Raw genomic sequence first — 20,021 nt, 5'->3', positions numbered from 1 at the left:
GTTTAGTAATTTAAGTCTGGAGGAGAGAGTATGAAGAAGCGTAATGGTGTCTTATTAACCGTGAAGCTAATCTTCATACTCTCTTTAGTTGTGCTGATTTATTCGATCGTTCAAGTCGTCAAAGCACCCATCGAGACCAAGCAGGCCCTAAATGATTGGGCAAAAAAGAGGGAGGAAGCCATCGCCCGCCCCCTTTCAAATGAAGAGAACCCTCTCCCCAAGGGAATGGTCAGTTCTTCAAAAGAACAACCATCTTCTCCTCCCTCCTATAAAGAGGGTGAAGTGATTGGAGAAATCCGCTTCCCCACCTTAAATAAGAAGGTGGCTATTCTGGAGGGTACGGAAAGCCCTGAATTAAAAAAAGGAGCTGGACACTATATAGGTAGCGCAGCCATCGGCGCCATCGGTAATAGCGTGCTTGCTGGACACCGTGATACCGTATTCCGCAATCTAGGAGAACTTGTCGCAGGAGATCTAATCGAACTGGAAAGCATGGACGGTACGTTCACCTATGAAGTGACAGGCAGCACGATTGTAGACGGGACTGAACGCGGCGCAATAAGACCAAGCGATAAGGCTATTCTTACCTTGATCACCTGTTATCCTTTTTCATACGTGGGGTCAGCACCGGACCGGTATTTACTTTCAGCGAAGCTAGTAAAGCAAGAAATATCGCCTCATTAAAAGCTAATCTTAACTCTTAATCTTCCTCCTCAGGGATGAGACCGGATATGGAAAGTGATACTATATAGATACAACAGTAATGAGGAGATGACCCACAGTGAAAAAAGAGGTTATAGAACGGTTTATTTCGTATGCTCAAATGGATACCCAATCGAACGAGGATAATGAAACTTGTCCTTCCACTCCGGGGCAGATGGTGCTGGCTCACAAGCTGGTCGAAGAGCTCAAGGAGATCGGCATGGATGAAGTGCAGGTGGACGAGCATGGATATGTCATGGCTACGCTCCCAGCCAATACGGAGAAGGATGTTCCGACCATTGGTTTTTTAGCGCATCTCGATACAGCAACTGATTTCACAGGAACAAATGTAAAGCCACAGATCGTGGAGAACTACGATGGCAAAGATATTCTTTTGAACAAAGAATTAAATGTTGTATTGTCTAAAGCGAGCTTCCCAGAGCTGGCAGAATATAAAGGCCATACATTAATTACAACCGATGGTACCACCCTGCTTGGCGCAGACAATAAAGCCGGTATTGCCGAGATTATGACAGCTATGAATCACCTTCTTCAGCATCCTGAAATCAAGCATGGCAAGATTAGAGTCGCCTTCACACCGGATGAAGAAATTGGCCGCGGACCTCATAAATTTGACGTAGCTGCTTTTAATGCTTCCTATGCTTACACTGTGGACGGAGGCCCACTCGGTGAACTAGAGTATGAAAGCTTTAATGCTGCATCAGCCAAAATCTCGGTTTACGGCGTCAATGTACATCCTGGTACTGCCAAAGGAAAAATGATTCATTCCGCAAAAATCGCTATGGCGCTCCACCTTAGACTCCCTGCTGAGGAAGCTCCAGAATTCACAGACGGTTATGATGGCTTCTACCACCTTAGCTCCATAGAAGGCACACCGGAATTCAGCAAGCTTCAATATATCATTCGTGACTTCGACCGCGAGAAATTCGAGGCACGTAAAGCCTTTCTTTCTGCCATCGTAGATGAATTCAAGAGCATCCATGGTGAAGAGAACATCGTGCTTGAAATGAAAGACCAATATTACAACATGCGCGAAAAAATCGAACCGGTGCGTCATATTGTCGATATTGCCCATGAGGCGATGGAGAATCTGAACATCACACCGATCATCCGCCCGATTCGCGGGGGAACAGATGGCTCACAGCTTTCCTACATGGGTTTACCTACACCTAATATTTTCACGGGGGGCGAAAATTTCCACGGTAAATTCGAATACGCCTCTGCTGACAACATGGAAAAAGCGGTGAACGTAATCGTCGAGATCGCCAAGCTGTTCGAACAAAAAGCTTAAATCGTAATTCACGTCACTCCATATTGAATACAAAAAATCCCTGAAAAGGTCGATTCAGACCTCTCAGGGATTATTAATGTTCAAAGTCTATTCGATTAGCATCTTTCTTCCGGCGGCGTGTCTTTCCAGATCACGTTTTCCCCGTAATTCTTACCCCAATCATACATCAATCGAAGGACGGGAAGCAGGCTCTGTCCATATGAAGTCAGAGAATACTCTACTTTTGGAGGAACCTCGGCATACACTTTCCGAAGAACCAACTGATCTTCTTCAAGCTCTCGAAGCTGATTGGTCAACATTTTCTGCGTGATATGAGGAATTAACTTCTTCAGCTCACTGAACCGCTTTGTCCCTTCAAGCCCAAGATGCCACAGGATTATCAGCTTCCATTTGCCTCCAATCACCGCAAGCGTCAGTTCCTTCTCGCAGTTAATTTCCTTCAAGTTGATGCGATCTTTAATCTCGGTTGCCATAACTAAAGCGCCCCCTCTCTCCTGTTGTCATACTAACACAAAAACGAATAACCTCCTTACTAGGAAGGCATTCGTTTCTGTACTCTCACTCTAAATTAGCATGCTTGCCGAACATCTGCTTAGTCGTCTGCCCCGTCTTCTCCATCATCCGCAGAATCACTGCATCGTAAAAGACTAACATCGTCTGTTCGAATAAAGAAGCCATTGGCTGAATCGTGCTGTAGCCTCCGCTGGTCTGATCTTTTGTAGACCCCGGCAGCTTCACTACATAGCTCGCTAAACGTCCGACGGTCGAGTCCGGCGCAATCGTAACGGCAATAACCTCTGCACCTACTCCTTTGGCCTTCTCTGCCATAGAGATCAGCCCCTTCGTCTCTCCCGAACCGGAACCGAGCACAAGCACATCACCAGGCTCAATACCCGGGGTTACCGTTTCTCCCACGACGTACGCTTCTTTACCGACATGCATGAGTCGCATTGCAAAAGCACGTCCCATCAATCCTGATCTACCAGCCCCGGCCACAAATATCTTATTCGACTGAAGAAGCAGTTCAGCCATTCGTTCAGCCTCTTGCTGATCAAGCTGAGAAATGGAGCGCTGAAGCTCCTCTATAATCTGCTGCGCATATTTCAATGTGTCCATTGTAATCTTAAGCCTGGTTAACTAGACGTTTCATCTCTGCCGCTGCGGCCTTTTGATCAGCCTCACCCGTAATGCCTCCGCCAACGATAACAAGATCAGGATTCGCTGCAATAACTTCCGGAAGCGTACTTAGCTTGATACCCCCAGCGATAGCGGTTTTAGCCTGTTTAACCACACTTTTAATTGCATTCAAATCTGCAAAAGAATTTTTCCCTTCCGCCTGATGGTCATATCCAGAGTGTACGCAGACATAGTCTACGCCAAGTGCGTCTACTTCAGCCGCTCTTGACTTAATATCTTTTACATTGATCAGGTCAACCAGAATCTGTCTATTCGTCTTCTTAGCTTCCTCCACCGCACCCCGAATGGTAGCATCATCAGATACACCAAGCACAGTAACGATATCAGCACCAGCTTCTGCCGCCTTCATCACTTCATATCCACCAGCATCCATGATTTTCAAATCAGCCAATACTGTCAAAGCAGGAAAAGCTTCCTTTATTGCTTTCACCGCATGCAAGCCTTCATTAATAACGATAGGTGTTCCAATTTCAACGATATCTATATATTCAGCAACCTCTGAGACAATCTCTTTCGCTCCCGCAATATCCACTAGATCCAATGCTAATTGCAATTTCATATTTATTTGCACTCCTCGTTAATATATTTTAGTAAGTCATGTACAAATTGTAGATCCTTACATCCTTTAAGGGAAGTAGGCACTTTATTGTGATGTAGTTACCTGGAGGATACTAATGTGCTGCTGCCAGCTTTATCTTTGCAGACATTAACAACCTTTTGTCATATTTTTGTAAAAGTACTGCATTTTCATGAAAGCTGTGCTAACATTACAGTTTGTTTATGGAATAACAGCAATTTAATCATGATGTAAGAAGGTGTACAATGAAGCACAATACTCACCAAGAATTTAACCTTGTAAAACTAACTTGGCCGATATTCCTGGAACTGTTCCTATTTATGCTCATGGGCAGTGTGGATACTTTTATGATCAGCTCCGTATCGGACGATGCCGTATCGGGTGTTGGCGCAGCGAATCAGATTATCGCGATGGCTATTTTAGTTCTCAGTGTAATTGGTAACGGCGCAGCGATTGTGGTCTCCCAATACCTCGGTTCCAAAAAACCTCTGGAAGCCGCTCAAGTGACCGGCAATGCCATTACTCTAAACCTGTTAGTAGGAATTCTCCTAAGTACGTTTTTACTGATATTCGGAGGAACTCTACTAACTGCCCTGAATGTAAAAGGGGACATTCTCGTTTACGCTAAATCCTATATTCATATTGTCGGCGGCGGTATTTTTCTCCAAGCATTAATCAATGCTCTGGCGACCACAATCCGTACGCACGGTTTCACTAAACAGACGATGGTCGTATCCTTGCTGATGAACATCATTCACGTGGTGGGTAACTACTTACTCATCTATGGTCATTTTGGACTTCCAGCGTTAGGTGTCGAAGGTGCAGCTATCTCAACGGTTGTCAGTCGGTTTATCTGTCTTATTATTTTCTTCTTACTGCTCTACAGAGTGATGGAGGTACGGGTGAAGTTAACCTACTACATTCATCTTTCCAAAAAATATGTGCAGCAAATTCTCAAAATCGGCATCCCGTCCGCGTTCGAATCGATTATTTATCAATCTTGTCAGCTCGTATTCACGCTGTATATTACCTACCTGGGCGCCGAGGCTATGGCCACTCGTCAATACGCGCTCAACATTTCCAATTATATTTATTTATTCAGTGTAGCCGTCTCCATGGGAACCTCCATTATCGTAGGACATCTGGTGGGAGCTAGGCGCCCCAAAGAGGCCTATACGCGTGTATTCACCAGTGTGAAGTGGGCACTTCTGGTCACAGTAGTAATAGATGTGCTTGTGATCGTCTTCCGGGTACCGCTATTCGGCCTCTTCACAGACAACGAGAACATTATTCTGATGGGGGCTCAGGTTATACTGCTTAGTTTCTTCCTAGAGACCGGGCGCACAACTAATTTGGTCATCATTAACTCACTACGCGCCTCGGGCGATGCGAAGTTCCCAGTATATATGGGACTGATCTCCATGGTCTGCATGAGCTTACCCCTTGGCTATTTTCTGGTATTCCAGCTTAACCTAGGATTAGCCGGTGTGTGGATTGCCACTGCGGCTGATGAGTGGACAAGAGCTGTCATTATGTATTTCCGCTGGAAGAGTCGAGCTTGGGAGAAACACGGACTGATTCAGCACGATGATGTAGAACACAGCGTGCCTTCCACTACCCCTGCAGCTGTAAATTAACGAATTTATTTAGGTGGTTCTCTAAGGTCATATCAGATCTTAAGGGTCCACCTTTTTTGTCGCTTCATGATTACATAAATATTAGAATGAATGAAGCATTCTACGTTACAATAGATAGAACGTAATTAATCTAAAGGGGAGAACCTCATGCCGGAAGAAACCGGAATCCACGAGTTATTGACGCTCAAGACGATTGCGGAGACCTTAAACAGTTCCAATGAGCTCAAACCGATGCTCGATACAGTTATGGGTAAGCTGTTAGATCTAACAGGAAATACGGCAGGCTGGATCTTCCTGAGCGAAGAGAATATGGAGTATGAATTCGCCGCAGATCAAGGTTTACCGCCAGCGCTGCAACGGAACAATAAACAGCCGATGCAGTGTGGAAGCTGCTGGTGCTTAGACCGCCTATGGGACGGACGGCTAGAGCATGCTGTTAACATTCTAAACTGCAAGCGGCTGAGTAATGCCAGGCAAAATAACTGGGGCGATACATTAGGGATCACCCACCACGCCACTATCCCACTGCATTCAGGCGATCGCTACCTAGGACTTATGAATGTAGCTGCACCGGGCAAAGCACATTACCCCGACAGTGAGCTGGCTCTGCTACAATCCGTGGCCCTGCAAATTGGCAGTGCCATTGAACGCATGCAGTTATATAGCACCGAGCAGCGCCGTGCCAATCTGTACGCCAAATTAGGGGAGTTCAGCGCTGCTTTGAATATAACGGCTAGTGAATGCATCTCCCCAAGCATTCTGGTGGAGAAAACCACCGCCCTGATTGGCCAATATTTCGATTGGCCTTTTGCAGCGATCATTGGACAACACGCGGGCAAATTCGAAGTACATGCAGCCGCTCATGCAGCTAATATAACACCTGAATTAGCTCCTTTTGAGCTCTCGGATTCCTTTAAGAATCGTCTAAGGGATATTGCAAAAGGACAGCGCTTCGCAACATTAACCTCTGACGAAGAACAGGAAATTACGAACTCATGCTGTTCCGAACAGCCTGTTACAGAGCGAGTTGTAATGCTTGCCGTCCCCTTTCGGCAGATTACTGCACATGGTTCAGCCATTCTACTCATCACCTCGCCTAAAGCACTCGCCTCCGCAACCGCAGACGGAGAAGTACTCGAAGCGATTGCCGAGCACATTTCAGCTACATTGGAAAGTGTACAGCTCGGAGAGAAGCGCCGCGAAATCACGCGTCTGGACGAGCGGAATCGACTGGCCCGTGACCTCCACGACTCGGTGAACCAGATTCTGTTCTCCCTCTCGATGACGGCCAAAGGTGTAGAAAGCATGCTGCAGCAAGAGCATACCTCCCATCCGGCTGCTGAGGCTGTCCGCGATATTCAAGAGCTCTCTCAATCTGCACTCAAAGAAATGCGTGCTTTAATCATGCAGCTTCGTCCTGCAGGACTGGAAGCCGGGTTATTGACCGCGCTGCAGGCTCATGGTCAGCAACTAGGGCTGTTGATACAGACTCAACGCAGCGGTGTACTCGAACTTCCCCGCAATGTGGAAGAAGGACTGCTGCGCATTGGTCAAGAAGCACTTAATAATGTACGTAAGCACTCCGGAGCTTCTAAAGCTAAAGTATCTCTACTTTTGAACGCTACCGAGGTGATACTGAGCATTGCCGATCAGGGTAAGGGCGGTGCCAAACGGCGCTGTAACACAGACACCAATGAATCTCTCGGCCTGCATATTATGAAGGAAAGAGCTGAGGCGCTCTACGGCCATATTCATATTCAAAGTGAGGAGCACCAAGGCACAACGGTTGAGGTAACCATCCCTTTGCCCCTCCAATCCACATGAAGTCGGGTGATCACAAATGACAATAGGTTTATTACTGGTTGACGATCATGCAATGGTTCGTCGAGGGCTACAAGTGTTTCTCTCGACACAACCGGACATCAAGGTTATCGGAGAAGCATCGAACGGCCGCGAGGCACTAGAGAGAACGGCTGAGCTCCATCCGGATATCATATTAATGGATTTGCACATGCCCGTTATGGATGGCATCGAGACGGCTAAACAGCTACGGATCTCCCATCCACAGGTCAAAATCATTGTGTTGACCTCCTTTTCAGATCAGGATCATGTACTCCCTGCTATCCGCGTAGGGATCAAAGGATATTTGCTAAAAGACATAGAACCAGAAGCGCTGGTAGTCGCCATCCGCAAGGTACACAGTGGTCAAGTTGAGCTGCATTCCGCAGCTGCCAGTCAACTGATGAATCTAATGGCAGCTTCTACACCAGAACAACTGAATGTTAGCAACTCAGATCTGAATGGATCCAGTACTACATCGGTTACAATCACCGGATCTGAGCTTCTTACTCCACGAGAGCAGGAAGTGTTAGACCTCATTGCACTAGGTATGAGCAACAAAGAGATTGCCAGTAAGCTGGTCATCACCGAGAAGACTGTTAAGACACATGTCAGTCATGTACTGGGAAAGCTGAACTTATCGGATCGGACTCAAGCTGCCATTTTTGCATTGAAAAGCGGCTACAACTCATAGCGCCACAGCCCATCTACAACTATAGTCTTAGACGCTCAGCACAATGGCTGAGCGTTTTTATTATGCAGGTTCATTCCATGTGCTGACGTCAACAAATGTCGATTCAGCTATCATTGGTTTATAGCAATCAACCTTATAGGAGTGGATACAGATGAAAGTCATGATCCTGACAGGCAGCAATCGAAAAGAAGCGACCAGCACGAAGTTGGCAGAGCATGCCGCACATTTTATTAATCAGCAAGGCGAACAAGTCACCCTGTTTAATCTCCATAAACGCCCACTGCCCTTTTATTCACCAGATGAGTCTTACGCGGAGCATGAGCATCTAAGCGCCCTCCATCAAGAGATGCTAACTGCGAACGCAATCATCCTGATTACCCCGGAATACCACGGTTCCATGAGCGGCGTGATGAAAAATGCTCTCGACCATCTAGGCCAGACGCACTTCAACGGCAAAGTGGTATTGTGCGCTAGCTCTGCAGGTGGAGCTGTAGGTGTAAGCTCATTGCTTCAATTGCAGGCGGTTGTACGCAATCTACATGGGATTAATACGCCAGACTGGATCTCCATCGGCGGGATGCAGCGCAAGCGGTTCGAGGTTGAATACGACGGGTACGAGGGCGGTCAAGAAATTGAAGATCGCATTCGCCTAGTCTTAGAATCATTCCTAAATTTAGCTCGCAAAATCAATAGCCCGACAGGTGCCGCCCTATGATCAAAGGACTGTTTGAAACCCATCTGAACGTGACTAACCTTGAACAATCTGCTCATTTCTATGAACATGTTCTGGGACTACCCTTAGCACATTCGGAGAATACTGAAGGTCGCAAGCGGCGATTTTACTGGATTGGAGAAGATCGTAATCAGGCCATGCTGGGGATTTGGGAGAAGGCACCTTCCGAGGTTGTGCGTCAGCACTTTGCTTTTCAAGTAACGCTTGAGGATTTGAAGCAGTCAGTATCCTACCTGAAGGCCAAGGGGATTGAAGCCTCCAACTTCCTCGATGATGATAAGGGACAATTGTATGTATTTGGCTGGATGCCAGCCGTATCCGTGTATTTCAGTGATCCAGATGGTCATTCCTTAGAGTTCCTATCTATACTGCCTGATTCACCCAGACCTGAGCTAGGAATGGTACCCTGGAAAGAATGGGAACTAATACATGAAAGAAATTGGTAGTTATTGATAAAATTCAGGCTAAGCCTGCACGAGGAGACGAGAATATGATAAAAGGACTATACGAAGCACATTTACCAGTAAGTAATCTTGAGGTATCTATCGAATTTTATGAGAAATTGGGATTAAAAATGGCCTGGCGGGATGAGGAAACTGCATTCTTCTGGATGGAGGAAGGTCGGAGTTGGATCGGCATTTGGGAAGGAAAGGAAGTAGCAACGCCATACCACCCATCTTTACGGCATATTGCCTTCCGCGTAACTTATGAGGATCTGAAGCAATCACTGCAATGGCTGGAATCCATTGGGGTAGAGGCTGTTCCGTTCCGTAATCGAACTTCCGTTGAGCCTTTTATTCGAGCTTATCAAGGGAATGCTTCTGTGTACTTCAACGACCCGGACGGCAACAGCCTGGAATTGATGTGCCATGTAGAGGTTCCTGAACATTTGAAGCATCTCTCAGAGAATATCATCTTAACCGAGTGGGAGAAATTGCTCGACCATAAATAAAAATACTCAAACAAAAAACAGCTGCCCACCATCAAGGGTCCAGCTGTTTGAGTATGTTAGCTGCTTCTATTTAACCATCTCTTGCATGGTTTTAGTAAAGGCTGTTACTTAATCGTGATGCCTTTCTTCATAGCCTTCATATCTGAATTCGTGTTCACAAGCATTGGCAGTATCTTCATACTTCTCGTCATGGGAGAGTTACATTGCCAGCAGGTAGGTACGTACTGAAATGCAAAGTTATCGCGCATCCAACCGGTGCAACCTTCCTTGGTACAAGACCAAATGGCTGTGTCTTCCTGCGGAAGATCCTCCAGTGCTTTTTTACGAAAATACATAAGTACCCCTCCTTGGATCGAATCGAGACGATTTCGCCACCCTATTAGGGGCAGATTCATAAGATGAAAAATAAAAAAGCTGCCCTCAACTTGTGTTAAGGGCAGCCTAATTTTCGAATTACAGTTTTACAACGTTTTCGGCTTGTGGTCCACGAGCGCCTTGAGTTACGTTGAACTCAACGCGTTGGCCTTCGTCCAAAGATTTAAATCCGTCGCCTGTGATTGCGGAGAAGTGTACGAATACGTCGCTTCCACCTTCAACCTCGATAAAACCAAATCCTTTGTCTGCATTAAACCATTTAACTGTACCTGTTTGCATGATATTACCTCCAATATTTTATTTAACACATGTCCTTTTATTCCTACGTAGTGTACGAACAAATAAAAATTCACACATTGGAAAAGGACTCATACGCACAAATGATAACCTTTTACAATATGTGAATTAAGGGTTAAATTTATGATTAACTTCATTGTACCACACTAAATCATTGAATGCAATGTAAATGCCTACTTTTTTCATTCCGGCTCAATATCCTCTATATTAAAGGCTTTAGAGCCGGAAATGTGCACGGGTTAATCGATGTATCCTGCCAACCCTTTATCCATTAAGTAATCCATCTCCGCATCAAGAATCGTCTCCACTGTGATTTCATCCAGCTTCACATCACGCTGGCCAACAACATAATCAACCAGATCATCATTATCGATGTCTACCTCGCCTTTGGCATTGGCCCTGGCGTTATTGATAAAGGTCTGTTCATGCTTCAATACTAAACGAATTAATTTAGGATCTACTTTGGTTTTGGCAGATAATACGGTTACTAATTCCTGCTCGTTTAATTTGTCACTCATTTTTCAAATTTCATCTCCCTACAATTATTACATCTCCATTGTAGCATATTTCACGCTTTAACGCGTCATTACGCGAAGTATACCGCGGTTTGTTCACACTTTTCTTGCTATCACGGGCTCTACAACATTCCACTTCAGGTAAGTTATTTAATAAAAACAGTTGTGAGGAACATTGACTTGTGCCAAAATATAAAAAAAGTGTTGGACCAAATTGAATACTAGAAAAGGCGGTTGAATTCATGAGCTCTGTATCTTCCCAGCAATTAGACACAAACAGCAACAAGGCACATCGTTATATCGAAGACGTATACGCACAGGTTGTTGCGCGTAATCCTTTCGAGCCCGAATTCCATCAGGCTGTAAAGGAAATCCTTGAATCTTTGCTTCCAATCCTGGCTGCTGAACCTAAGTATCAGGAAAATGCCATTCTGGAAAGATTGGTTGAGCCAGAACGTTTGATTATGTTCCGTGTTCCTTGGACAGATGATCAAGGCAAGGTCAGAGTTAACCGTGGATATCGTGTACAGTTCAGCAGTGCCATTGGACCTTACAAAGGTGGACTTCGTTTTCACCCATCCGTTAATGCTAGTATTATCAAATTCCTCGGCTTCGAGCAAATCTTCAAAAACGCTCTTACCGGCCAACACATCGGCGGAGGTAAAGGCGGATCCGACTTTGATCCTAAAGGAAAATCCGAAGGCGAAATCATGCGTTTTGCACAAAGCTTCATGACTGAATTGCAAAATTACATCGGTCCTGACCAAGACGTTCCTGCAGGAGATATCGGTGTAGGTGGTCGTGAGATCGGCTACATGTACGGACAATACAAGCGGATCCGCGGAGGATATCCGGCTGGCGTATTGACTGGTAAAGGTATTGGTTACGGCGGTAGTCAGGCTCGGACAGAAGCTACTGGTTACGGTACAGTTTATTTCGTAAACGAGATGCTGAAAGCAAAAGGCCTTTCCTTTGAAGGAAGTCGCGTTGTTGTTTCCGGTTCTGGTAACGTAGCGATCTATGCGATTGAAAAAGCTGTACAGCTAGGTGCAACAGTCGTAGCTTGTAGTGACTCCGCTGGATATATCTATGACGAAAACGGCATTAACCTCGAAACTGTCCGCCGCCTGAAAGAAGTCGAAAGAAAACGGATAAGTGAATATGTGAATGAACACCCTAACGCTGTGTATACCGAAGATTCCACGCAAATTTGGACTATTCCTTGTGATATCGCCCTTCCGAGTGCTACTCAGAATGAGATTGATGAAGCCATGGCATTGAAACTGATTGAGAATGGTGTTAAAGCAGTAGGCGAAGGCGCCAACATGCCATCCACCCTTGAAGCTATTCACCAGTTCCAAGAAGCTGGCGTGTTATTCGCACCTGCCAAAGCTGCTAATGCTGGCGGCGTAGCTGTATCTGCGCTTGAAATGGCCCAAAACAGCATGCGTATGTCCTGGAGCTTTGAAGAAGTTGATACGAAGCTGCATGAGATCATGGTTTCCATCTATCAACAGTCTGTAGATGCATCCGAGCAGTATGGACAGTCCGGCAACCTCGTTGCAGGAGCGAACATCGCTGGATTCAAGAAAGTAGCCGATGCTATGTTGGCTGAAGGCGTAATCTAATCAAGCATAAACAAACGGCGTTGTGATCATACGAAGTCCCCGTAACCGGTGAGTAAGAAGCCGGGGACGGGGACTTTTTAATTCAACTATGAGTTCCAACCTGGGATTTGCCGCAAACCACCATCCCATATAGAATACGTACTCTTCACAACCATATCGGACGGTGAAGAAGCCGTGTGAATGTAACAGGAATCAATCCCTGCCTTCAGAGCCCCCTCAATATCCGTACGAGGATCATTTCCAATCATAATGGCTGAGCTCAAATCGGCTCCATACCTTTCAACTAAATAGCGATAAAATAGCGGATCAGGCTTGCTCACCCCTGCTTCCGAAGAGATCGCAATGCCATCAAATAGATGTATGATTCCGAGCATAGTTAACTCTGCCTCAATAAATGTCTTCTGCCCGTTGGAGAGCAAGAATACTTTTTTGCCACGTTCTCTTAACGTTTGTAGAATTTCAGTCACACCCTCATATAGAGAGATATGGACCATTGATAACGTCCGTAGCCACCTCACGGTTTCATATAACCACGCTTGATCCGGTTCTCCACCTAATTGACGGACCACAGACCGAAACACTTCCTCCATTACGAAATCCGGATACTCGCAGCTCCGTGCGGCTTCACCAAGTTGAAGATCCCGCTCCCGCAAAAACCGTTCTTGCAGTTCACTACCTGATATAGAGAGTCCCTGATATCCGAAATGGAGAGCTAACCTTTCCCATACCTCAGATTGCTCCTCATCTGTCTCAATATCAATCAGTGTACCGTACAGATCGAAAATATAAGTCTGATACATCCCCGTCTTCCTTCCCATGATTCACATTGTAAGTTACCCCTTAGTCACATTCTCCGTCGCTGCCTGCCCCTCCTCCATTTTGTTTGACACCTTTTGATAGAGATAGGAGATCCCCAGCAGGCAAATCCCAAAGCTGGCATAAGCGATAATTTTACTTCCGGTATTCAGTAGTCCCAAATCGTATAGCAGCAGCTTACCTGTCGCCAGAAGCGTTAATCCAAGGCCGAAGCGTCGGATATACACATATCTTTTGCGGAAGCCGTACATGATGAACAGAACTGCTATCAACAGATACACAAGACTAAATATTAATCCCGCATCGCTTAATTGCAGCTGTACCCCTAGAAAAGCGGTGATGATTCCGAGTAGATACACTCCCATGAAAACAGGATAGATCTCCATACTTTTATACTCACGTTTAAGCAAGGTGATCAGCAGATCACGTCCACTAAACCACACGAAAATATTGAAGATAATAAGCACACCCAGTGCGATATAATCAGCCCCGGTATTACGTGCAAGCTCATTCTGCAGGCTTGGCAAGCCTACTGTAATCACCAAACAAATAGCGTAGCCGATCCCAAAGAGAAGTCTCACAAAATACTTAACAATCGTGTCATAAAGCACCTTCACCTTTGGCAATACATAGGCCAGAATAATAGTTAACAGAGCGGACAGCAGCAAATTATAGAAGGTTCTATGCGAGAAATCCTCCGGTACAGCCAGACGATACAGTCTTCTCGATTCATACAAACCATAGATCCAGAAATTCAATAATGCCGCGTATTTAAACCACAGGGCTAAGGTGATTTCGTAAGGCTCACTGCGCTGTAGGACATCCTTTCGATTATGCTGAACAGCGTACCATACGGCAATGATCAGCATGCCTGCAGTAATGAAGACATATTTTAGCGGAAAATAGACGTCTGCGGAATTCAACCATTCATTGGCTATACTGAGCTGCATGGGTACATTTAATCCGAAGAACACCGCAAGGCAAAGCGTTAAAATCCCCCAGCCTGCCCTTTCCATCCCTTTAAACCGATTCAGATTACCAAACAAGGTAAGCACAACGCCTTCAACCAACCAGCCAATGGACCACCAAGCCGCTCCAAATTGGAACGGAATCATCAGAATACCAAAGGTCAGCGAAGTAGCGTAGAACAGCAGCATGCTTTCTTTTTCTTGTGGCATCAGTTTTTCAAGCCCTCGTCCAAGCCCTAGATACAGCAGACAGAAGAGCAGCGCCAGCGCACCATTGTAATCCTTGAGCCCTGCATCCAGAAATAGAAGATACAAGGTAAGACAGCTAATAAACGTGTTGCATCCCAGTAGAGAGAAATCCCACCAAGACAACTTGGAGCGATACTTGAACGGGTACCATAACGTAATGCCCAAATACATCGCAAAAGTCAGCACCGCATAAATCATATTCATTCCGTTACTATCCGATAACGCTATTAATATCAGCATGGAGGGTGTATTAAATAAGTAGCTGATGTAATTGACCACGTTCCAGCGTTTGCGGAAGGAAATTAGTAGAATGAATAAATTCAGAAGAAATAAGTAGCCCATTGCCACATAAACTGCGTTGCCTGAAAGCCCGAAAGCCCCAAGATAAGAATATAGCGGCAGGTACCCTCCGATTAAACCCAACGCACAAATACTTCGTGATTCATACCTTAAAGACAGGAGCACCGCAGTCAAAGTGACGAGCACGGATAAGGACAGCCCTACATAAATACTGATAATATCCAGTAAAAAATAGCTATAGAAAATAGAGCCGTAGAGCACTGAAATCCCGCCGCCAAGTAGCCCTAAAGCGAACGTCCCTTTTCCTTTCCGGTAGAGCCACTCCCCGCCCCCTAACATCAGTAAACCCAGTAGGAAAAAGGCGCCTCCCTTCATATAACCGGTGAACCAATTGGAATAGGAGTATCTGAATGCCGCTCCCACGGCCAAGATCAGCAACAAGATCCCAAGCTTGTTAATCCAGCCTAGTCCAATTTTCATTTCGATCTGATTTTGTTTTCTTCGACGTTCCAATACTTCTTCACTGATCTCTTCTGAGGCAAAATCATGTAATCCGTTATCCATTCTGGAGTTCAGAGCAATTTCGGATTCCCTCAGTCTTTGTCGCTGCGCTAGTACACGCTCATTTAACTCCGCCGACAACGCTCCAAGTCGACTGGATAACTCCGCTTTATCCTCACCGAGCTGCCTCGCGGCTGTTTGGTACAGCTGCTGAATATGACGCTTTGTGTCCATCTCAAAAGCCGTCAGCCGGTCCGTATGGGCAAGGCTTTTAGAGGCAAAATAAGTCTGCAGCTTCTGTCTCGACAGACTAAGAATGCCAAGCTTCTCATCTAAAATTTGTTCCGTTAGCGTAACTTTTAGCTCTGTATTCTCTTCTTGAAGCTTCCCTACCTGAGTCTTTAACTCCACTAAAGCAAGCTTATGTTTCTCATATTGCTTCTTTAAGTGTTCATTCTCGTTGACCAGATCGTGACTTTCATATTCCGCGATCAGAGCTTCATATTCCTTAATAAGCCCGTCCTGCTGGACCTTCATGAATCTAAGTCGATCTTTGAATGACTCCATAGCGCCTCCTAATGTGAGCGATTGTTAATATTTCCATTTTACTACAAACGGAAGGGTCTCTTACTCTTTTTTATGCAAAAAACTGCAACATATTTGAGGGATGTCCCGTCTAGATAATAACAACACTAACAAATGAACTTAAAAAGGAGCTCACAACTATGAACAACATTTTAAAAACAAGTACAGTTCTTTTAACTTTGTCCCTAGCACTTTCAACAGGAGCAGCCTATGCCGCACCAACAACAACTTCTGCCAAAAATGATGCTGCTCAAACTACCGTTAGCGCTAACCAAAAAACATTTGCGATTGAAATCAACGGTTCCGCTCTGAAAGAAACAGGCTTCCAAACTACAAATGGCAAAGAGCCTATGGTGCCACTTCGTTCGGTTACTGAAGCACTTGGCTTTGAATTAACTTGGAATGGACAAACTAAATCCGTTGATCTTATCAATGGTGCTGTCTTCACTACAGTGAAAGCCGGAGAAGATCGCTATAGCATTAATAAAATGAATACTACGCTTGGAACTGCACCACAATTGGTTGACTCCATTTTGTACGTTCCAGCTTCCTTTGTAAGTGAAATCATCCACCACAACATGACAGTGAAGGGAGATTCCATCGTGATCACTGCTGCTAATCAGGAAGAGCATATGACCAAGACTGGCGTGATTACAGCTGTCAATAATGAGGGCAAATACCAATCCGTTCAGATCCAGGGTGTAGGCACAGATGGCATCGTACTGAATGTAGGTGAAGATACGACTATCGAAATGGCAGACGGTACTAAGCTTGCTCTAAAAGATCTTCATATCGGTATGACCGTAAAAGCAGAGCATTCCATGATCATGACCATGAGCCTGCCACCGCAAACTCCAACTTACAAGATCACTGTTCTAGATGAGCAGAAACAAAATGATCTTTTGGGTACTGCAGGTACCATTGAAGAAGTTAAAAAAGACGTTGAAGGAAACATCAGCATCACCGTTAAAGGCAGTGGCCTGAACGAACAGTCACAACAAGAAGTAGTACTTCGCATTAGCAAAGATACCGTGCTAATTAATACCGATGGCAAAGCTGTAAACAGCAGCGAACTTGTAAAAGGCGCAAAAGTTATAGGATTCTACAGCCCTATGCTGACTAAGAGCCTGCCACCAATCGGCACAGCTGCTAAAGTCGTAGTAGATTCCGTTCAACAATAACATTATCAACGACCCTAGAGCTGTCCAATCGACAGCTCGTACAAACTAAACAGCGCGCGCCAGTACTCCATTGGCGCGCGCTGTTTGATTTTTCTAGAATCTATCACCTTATGAATCACTATTTAGGATTAATTGCATCAATGCTAATAAACGTTCTAAGTTAATTGGCTTACTAAGATAATCTGTTGCACCCGCTTGTAAGATTTTCGCCTTATCTTCCTTCATCGCCTTCGCGGTCAGCGCTATAATTGGAATTTTATTCCGTGCCGGCATTTCTCTGATTCGAGCGATAGCTTCAAATCCATTCATTACCGGCATCATAATATCCATAAGAACGATGTCTATGGATGCAGATTGCTCCAGCGCATGTATGCCTCTCTCTCCATCCGCAGCTGTAGTTACTTGCAGTCCACGCTTCCTTAGCGTGTTAGATAACGCGAACAGATTCCGCTCATCATCATCCACAATTAGAACATGCTTATGATTTAAAGAGGTGAAGTCGCTGCTTATGTTCTCACTGGTTGCTGCGGGAAGAGCAACCGAACTTTCTTCCTCATGATTAAGATCTGCTATCCCAGCGGTTTCTTCAAGGCTAGGGTCCTGAAGCTTCATTGGCAAATACACCGTAAAGACACTACCTATTCCTTCTTGACTCTCCACTGTAATCCTACCGCCGAGCAGTGTTGCCAGTTCTCTGGATATGGATAACCCAAGCCCAGTTCCACCGTATTGACGTTCTGTATTTCCATTCGCCTGTTGAAAAGCTTCGAAAATAATAGCCTGCTTCTCAAAAGGAATCCCAATTCCAGTATCTTTGATGGCGAAAGCAATAAATAACCCTGGTCCCAAATGTGCCAAACTCCGTAGTTCGTCTGTAGTCGCCAAACGTATTTCAAAAGTTACTGAACCATTAGCTGTAAACTTAAACGCATTGGACAGCAGATTTATAATAATTTGCCGTACCCTTTGAGCATCCGAATAAAATAGCGGAGGTAAGTCCTCCCCCAGTTGTATATGCAAAGGAATCTCTTTTTTGCGTGACAGGTGACTGAAGCTCTGAAGCATTGCCTCCGGGATCTCCGTTAGATTTATCGCTTCAACTTCAATATTCAGCTTCCCTGCCTCAACCTTGGACAAATCCAAAATATCGTTAATCAGCGCCAGCAGATCTTGCCCAGAAGAATGAATGGCTTGGGAGAATTCAATATCCTCCTCACTTAAGGACCCCGACTGATTCTCCATGAGAAATTCGGAGAGTAACAATATGCCGTTAAGCGGAGTTCGGAGTTCATGAGACATATTCGCCAAGAACTCCGATTTATACTGCGAGCTTTGCCGCAATAATTCTGCAGATTGAGCAAGCTCTATTCGAGCTTTTTCAGCCTCAATTGACTTTTGTTCAGCTAAGAGATTCTTATCTTCCAGCTTTCTATTCGTCGCATGTAGCGACTCTGTCTGGATTTGCAGCTCCTCAGACTGGGTTTGTAGTTCTTCAGTATACACTTGAAGTTCTTCGTTTAAGCGTTGGGATTGCTCCAAAAGTTGATCAATTCTCATACTGCTGATGGTACTGTTAATTGCAGCACCAAATGCATTTGAAATAGACTCCAAGAATTTAATCTGCGGCTCAGTAAGTGGAGAAAAGGAGGCAATTTCCACCACAGCAACTACCTCACCCGAAAAACAAACTGGAAGTAATATAAGGAATTTCGGTGCGGAAACGCCCAGCCCGGACTGAATGTTGATATACTCATCTGGAAGATCCTGTATGTGAATCAAACGTGCCTCTTTAGCACATTGACCAACCAAACCTTCTCCAATTTGGAATGTCCCATGATCTGTTATGTCGCTGTTTCCAGCAAAAGTAGAAGTTCTATTTAACATGTCTCGATCATGATCTTGCATCCGTATATATAAGGCACCATATGGATAATCAATAACTTCTGCAGTTTTACCTAAAAAGATATCCCCCAGTTGTGAGACTCGTGTGATGCCCTGATACCTTGACAGCAAATCATTAGCATGATCCTGAATCCATATTCGCTCTTGTTGCGTGTCTATCAGATGATTCGTAGCGACACTGAGATCCCTGATTTCATCATTCGTGGTAATCTCCACTCTTCTCTTCGTATCATCAGCGGAATCTAATCCAGTAATCGTATGAGTAACCTTACGAATCGTACTAACGATGGCATGTGAAATGATCCACGAGGCGATCACTGAGGTAACAGCAATAATCGCCCAAACAATATAAAGGAGCTCCAGCAGCAATTTATTCTGATCTGCCTGTCCAGCTATCAAATCATTAGTATTCTCATTCATCGTCTCGCGGTAAGTACTGATCTGGCTACGAATTCGGTCCATTTGATCTTTGCCATCATCCGAATGGAAATATCGTAAGATTTCAGCTTCCTGTCCCTCTTTTTTCAACTCTATCACATAATCCCCGGACTGCTTGATCCACTGCTGAATATTATTTTCAATGCCCATCAGACGCTGAAGTTGCATGGAATCATTAGCAGTAAGCACGGAGAGCTCATCATAATTCGCCTTCCATTGAGTTTTCCCCAAATTATAGGGCTCCAGATACTTATCATCGCCGGTGATAATATAACCTCGTTGTCCCGTTTCCATATCTAGAATGTTCTTCTCGATCTGATTAGCCAAACTAGTTATCTCTCGGTCCTGATGGGAAATAAAGCTGCTTTCCCGCTGCAGCGCATTGATTCTATCATGCATAACCATCACGAATCCTAATAGACAGATCACGATAAAAATTGTTATAGATAGTATTTTATACTGCAAAGTAAATCGATGTTTTTTCACAAAGTGCCTCCGTCCTGTCTTCTAAGCCTAACTCCTTACCTAATTCCTTATAATAATGGCCCTTTGCTCCTTCTTCATTGCTCCACTAAGTTTTCTATGTGAATTTTTACTGCTGGTAACTTAAACATTTTTGAGCA

19 protein-coding genes are annotated in these 20,021 nt (G+C 44.9%); 10 read left to right on the top strand and 9 right to left on the bottom strand.

Annotated elements, in window-relative coordinates:
- The first annotated feature begins 30 nt into the window (after positions 1–30).
- On the top strand, positions 31–684 hold the full coding sequence (locus tag ACFWMP_RS21955) for a sortase (RefSeq protein ID WP_379424702.1): 654 nt from the start codon (positions 31–33) through the stop codon (positions 682–684).
- A gap of 97 nt (positions 685–781) precedes the next feature.
- Entirely contained in the window at positions 782–2,014 is a 1,233-nt protein-coding gene (gene pepT / locus ACFWMP_RS21950) for a peptidase T (RefSeq protein WP_379424701.1), read from the top strand.
- Positions 2,015–2,109: 95 nt separating this feature from the next.
- Here pepT and ACFWMP_RS21945 read toward each other — a convergent pair whose 3' ends face one another.
- The 3 genes from ACFWMP_RS21945 to hxlA form a co-directional block, all read right to left on the bottom strand.
- Entirely contained in the window at positions 2,110–2,487 is a 378-nt protein-coding gene (locus ACFWMP_RS21945) for a winged helix-turn-helix transcriptional regulator (RefSeq protein WP_036682121.1), read from the bottom strand.
- Between the two features lie 85 nt (positions 2,488–2,572).
- Complete coding sequence (hxlB, locus tag ACFWMP_RS21940; protein ID WP_379424700.1) at positions 2,573–3,130, bottom strand: 6-phospho-3-hexuloisomerase; 558 nt, start codon at positions 3,128–3,130, stop codon at positions 2,573–2,575.
- A gap of 7 nt (positions 3,131–3,137) precedes the next feature.
- Entirely contained in the window at positions 3,138–3,770 is a 633-nt protein-coding gene (gene hxlA, locus ACFWMP_RS21935) for a 3-hexulose-6-phosphate synthase (protein WP_339799330.1), read from the bottom strand.
- 263 nt (positions 3,771–4,033) lie between these two features.
- Here hxlA and ACFWMP_RS21930 point away from each other — a divergent pair, with 263 nt between their 5' ends.
- The 6 genes from ACFWMP_RS21930 (at position 4,034) to ACFWMP_RS21905 (ending at position 9,643) form a co-directional block, all read left to right on the top strand.
- A complete protein-coding gene (locus tag ACFWMP_RS21930) occupies positions 4,034–5,425 on the top strand; it encodes an MATE family efflux transporter (protein ID WP_379424699.1) in 1,392 nt (463 codons plus the stop codon).
- A gap of 147 nt (positions 5,426–5,572) precedes the next feature.
- Entirely contained in the window at positions 5,573–7,249 is a 1,677-nt protein-coding gene (locus ACFWMP_RS21925; RefSeq protein WP_379424698.1) for a GAF domain-containing sensor histidine kinase, read from the top strand.
- A gap of 16 nt (positions 7,250–7,265) precedes the next feature.
- The gene (locus ACFWMP_RS21920) at positions 7,266–7,958 is read left to right on the top strand and encodes a response regulator (RefSeq protein ID WP_379424697.1); all 693 of its coding nucleotides are present in this window, start codon (positions 7,266–7,268) and stop codon (positions 7,956–7,958) included.
- 151 nt (positions 7,959–8,109) lie between these two features.
- On the top strand, positions 8,110–8,673 hold the full coding sequence (locus ACFWMP_RS21915) for an NADPH-dependent FMN reductase (protein ID WP_042192735.1): 564 nt from the start codon (positions 8,110–8,112) through the stop codon (positions 8,671–8,673).
- Entirely contained in the window at positions 8,670–9,137 is a 468-nt protein-coding gene (locus tag ACFWMP_RS21910; protein ID WP_339243924.1) for a VOC family protein, read from the top strand. The genes ACFWMP_RS21915 and ACFWMP_RS21910 overlap by 4 nt, the downstream gene beginning before the upstream one ends.
- Before the next feature lie 44 nt (positions 9,138–9,181).
- Positions 9,182–9,643, top strand: a complete 462-nt coding sequence (locus ACFWMP_RS21905) for a VOC family protein (protein ID WP_339243925.1) — start codon at positions 9,182–9,184, stop codon at positions 9,641–9,643.
- 104 nt (positions 9,644–9,747) lie between these two features.
- Here ACFWMP_RS21905 and ACFWMP_RS21900 read toward each other — a convergent pair whose 3' ends face one another.
- The 3 genes from ACFWMP_RS21900 to ACFWMP_RS21890 all read right to left on the bottom strand — a co-directional run bounded on the left by ACFWMP_RS21900 (position 9,748) and on the right by ACFWMP_RS21890 (position 10,833).
- The gene (locus ACFWMP_RS21900; RefSeq protein WP_042131520.1) at positions 9,748–9,978 is read right to left on the bottom strand and encodes a cold-shock protein; all 231 of its coding nucleotides are present in this window, start codon (positions 9,976–9,978) and stop codon (positions 9,748–9,750) included.
- A gap of 118 nt (positions 9,979–10,096) precedes the next feature.
- Positions 10,097–10,297: a cold-shock protein gene (locus ACFWMP_RS21895; RefSeq protein ID WP_019914790.1), complete on the bottom strand. Its 201-nt coding sequence runs from the start codon at positions 10,295–10,297 to the stop codon at positions 10,097–10,099.
- Between the two features lie 257 nt (positions 10,298–10,554).
- Positions 10,555–10,833, bottom strand: coding sequence for a hypothetical protein (locus ACFWMP_RS21890; RefSeq protein ID WP_379424696.1), 279 nt, complete (start codon positions 10,831–10,833; stop codon positions 10,555–10,557).
- 239 nt (positions 10,834–11,072) lie between these two features.
- Between ACFWMP_RS21890 and gdhA the strand changes: the two genes are divergently transcribed.
- A complete protein-coding gene (gene gdhA, locus ACFWMP_RS21885; protein WP_339243929.1) occupies positions 11,073–12,458 on the top strand; it encodes an NADP-specific glutamate dehydrogenase in 1,386 nt (461 codons plus the stop codon).
- 86 nt (positions 12,459–12,544) lie between these two features.
- Here the strand turns inward: gdhA and ACFWMP_RS21880 are convergent, their stop codons facing one another.
- Both ACFWMP_RS21880 and ACFWMP_RS21875 read right to left on the bottom strand, forming a co-directional pair.
- Positions 12,545–13,258, bottom strand: coding sequence for an HAD family hydrolase (locus ACFWMP_RS21880; RefSeq protein ID WP_042192745.1), 714 nt, complete (start codon positions 13,256–13,258; stop codon positions 12,545–12,547).
- A 33-nt stretch (positions 13,259–13,291) separates the two neighbouring features.
- A complete protein-coding gene (locus ACFWMP_RS21875; RefSeq protein ID WP_339243931.1) occupies positions 13,292–15,859 on the bottom strand; it encodes a DUF2339 domain-containing protein in 2,568 nt (855 codons plus the stop codon).
- A gap of 158 nt (positions 15,860–16,017) precedes the next feature.
- Between ACFWMP_RS21875 and ACFWMP_RS21870 the strand changes: the two genes are divergently transcribed.
- Positions 16,018–17,058 carry a copper amine oxidase N-terminal domain-containing protein gene (locus ACFWMP_RS21870; RefSeq protein ID WP_379424695.1) on the top strand — a complete coding sequence of 347 codons (1,041 nt, stop codon included), beginning with the start codon at positions 16,018–16,020 and terminating at the stop codon, positions 17,056–17,058.
- A gap of 108 nt (positions 17,059–17,166) precedes the next feature.
- Here ACFWMP_RS21870 and ACFWMP_RS21865 read toward each other — a convergent pair whose 3' ends face one another.
- On the bottom strand, positions 17,167–19,884 hold the full coding sequence (locus ACFWMP_RS21865; protein ID WP_379424694.1) for a CHASE3 domain-containing protein: 2,718 nt from the start codon (positions 19,882–19,884) through the stop codon (positions 17,167–17,169).
- Positions 19,885–20,021 lie beyond the last annotated feature (137 nt).

Source organism: Paenibacillus sp. NPDC058367, assembly GCF_042723305.1.
In the GTDB taxonomy this organism is placed as follows: domain Bacteria; phylum Bacillota; class Bacilli; order Paenibacillales; family Paenibacillaceae; genus Paenibacillus_AQ.
The sequence above is the reverse complement of the archived record's forward strand: the minus strand, read 5'-3'. Positions and strand labels throughout refer to the sequence as shown.

What these genes read in the sequence shown, in the direction of transcription:
- ACFWMP_RS21955 (WP_379424702.1), top strand. Translation starts at nt 31, where the DNA reads ATGAAGAAGCGTAATGGTGTCTTATTAACCGTGAAGCTAATCTTCATA.
- ACFWMP_RS21945 (WP_036682121.1), bottom strand. Translation starts at nt 2,487, where the DNA reads ATGGCAACCGAGATTAAAGATCGCATCAACTTGAAGGAAATTAACTGC.
- hxlB (WP_379424700.1), bottom strand. Translation starts at nt 3,130, where the DNA reads ATGGACACATTGAAATATGCGCAGCAGATTATAGAGGAGCTTCAGCGC.
- hxlA (WP_339799330.1), bottom strand. Translation starts at nt 3,770, where the DNA reads ATGAAATTGCAATTAGCATTGGATCTAGTGGATATTGCGGGAGCGAAA.
- ACFWMP_RS21930 (WP_379424699.1), top strand. Translation starts at nt 4,034, where the DNA reads ATGAAGCACAATACTCACCAAGAATTTAACCTTGTAAAACTAACTTGG.
- ACFWMP_RS21925 (WP_379424698.1), top strand. Translation starts at nt 5,573, where the DNA reads ATGCCGGAAGAAACCGGAATCCACGAGTTATTGACGCTCAAGACGATT.
- ACFWMP_RS21920 (WP_379424697.1), top strand. Translation starts at nt 7,266, where the DNA reads ATGACAATAGGTTTATTACTGGTTGACGATCATGCAATGGTTCGTCGA.
- ACFWMP_RS21915 (WP_042192735.1), top strand. Translation starts at nt 8,110, where the DNA reads ATGAAAGTCATGATCCTGACAGGCAGCAATCGAAAAGAAGCGACCAGC.
- ACFWMP_RS21910 (WP_339243924.1), top strand. Translation starts at nt 8,670, where the DNA reads ATGATCAAAGGACTGTTTGAAACCCATCTGAACGTGACTAACCTTGAA.
- ACFWMP_RS21905 (WP_339243925.1), top strand. Translation starts at nt 9,182, where the DNA reads ATGATAAAAGGACTATACGAAGCACATTTACCAGTAAGTAATCTTGAG.
- ACFWMP_RS21900 (WP_042131520.1), bottom strand. Translation starts at nt 9,978, where the DNA reads ATGTATTTTCGTAAAAAAGCACTGGAGGATCTTCCGCAGGAAGACACA.
- ACFWMP_RS21895 (WP_019914790.1), bottom strand. Translation starts at nt 10,297, where the DNA reads ATGCAAACAGGTACAGTTAAATGGTTTAATGCAGACAAAGGATTTGGT.
- ACFWMP_RS21890 (WP_379424696.1), bottom strand. Translation starts at nt 10,833, where the DNA reads ATGAGTGACAAATTAAACGAGCAGGAATTAGTAACCGTATTATCTGCC.
- gdhA (WP_339243929.1), top strand. Translation starts at nt 11,073, where the DNA reads ATGAGCTCTGTATCTTCCCAGCAATTAGACACAAACAGCAACAAGGCA.
- ACFWMP_RS21880 (WP_042192745.1), bottom strand. Translation starts at nt 13,258, where the DNA reads ATGTATCAGACTTATATTTTCGATCTGTACGGTACACTGATTGATATT.
- ACFWMP_RS21875 (WP_339243931.1), bottom strand. Translation starts at nt 15,859, where the DNA reads ATGGAGTCATTCAAAGATCGACTTAGATTCATGAAGGTCCAGCAGGAC.
- ACFWMP_RS21870 (WP_379424695.1), top strand. Translation starts at nt 16,018, where the DNA reads ATGAACAACATTTTAAAAACAAGTACAGTTCTTTTAACTTTGTCCCTA.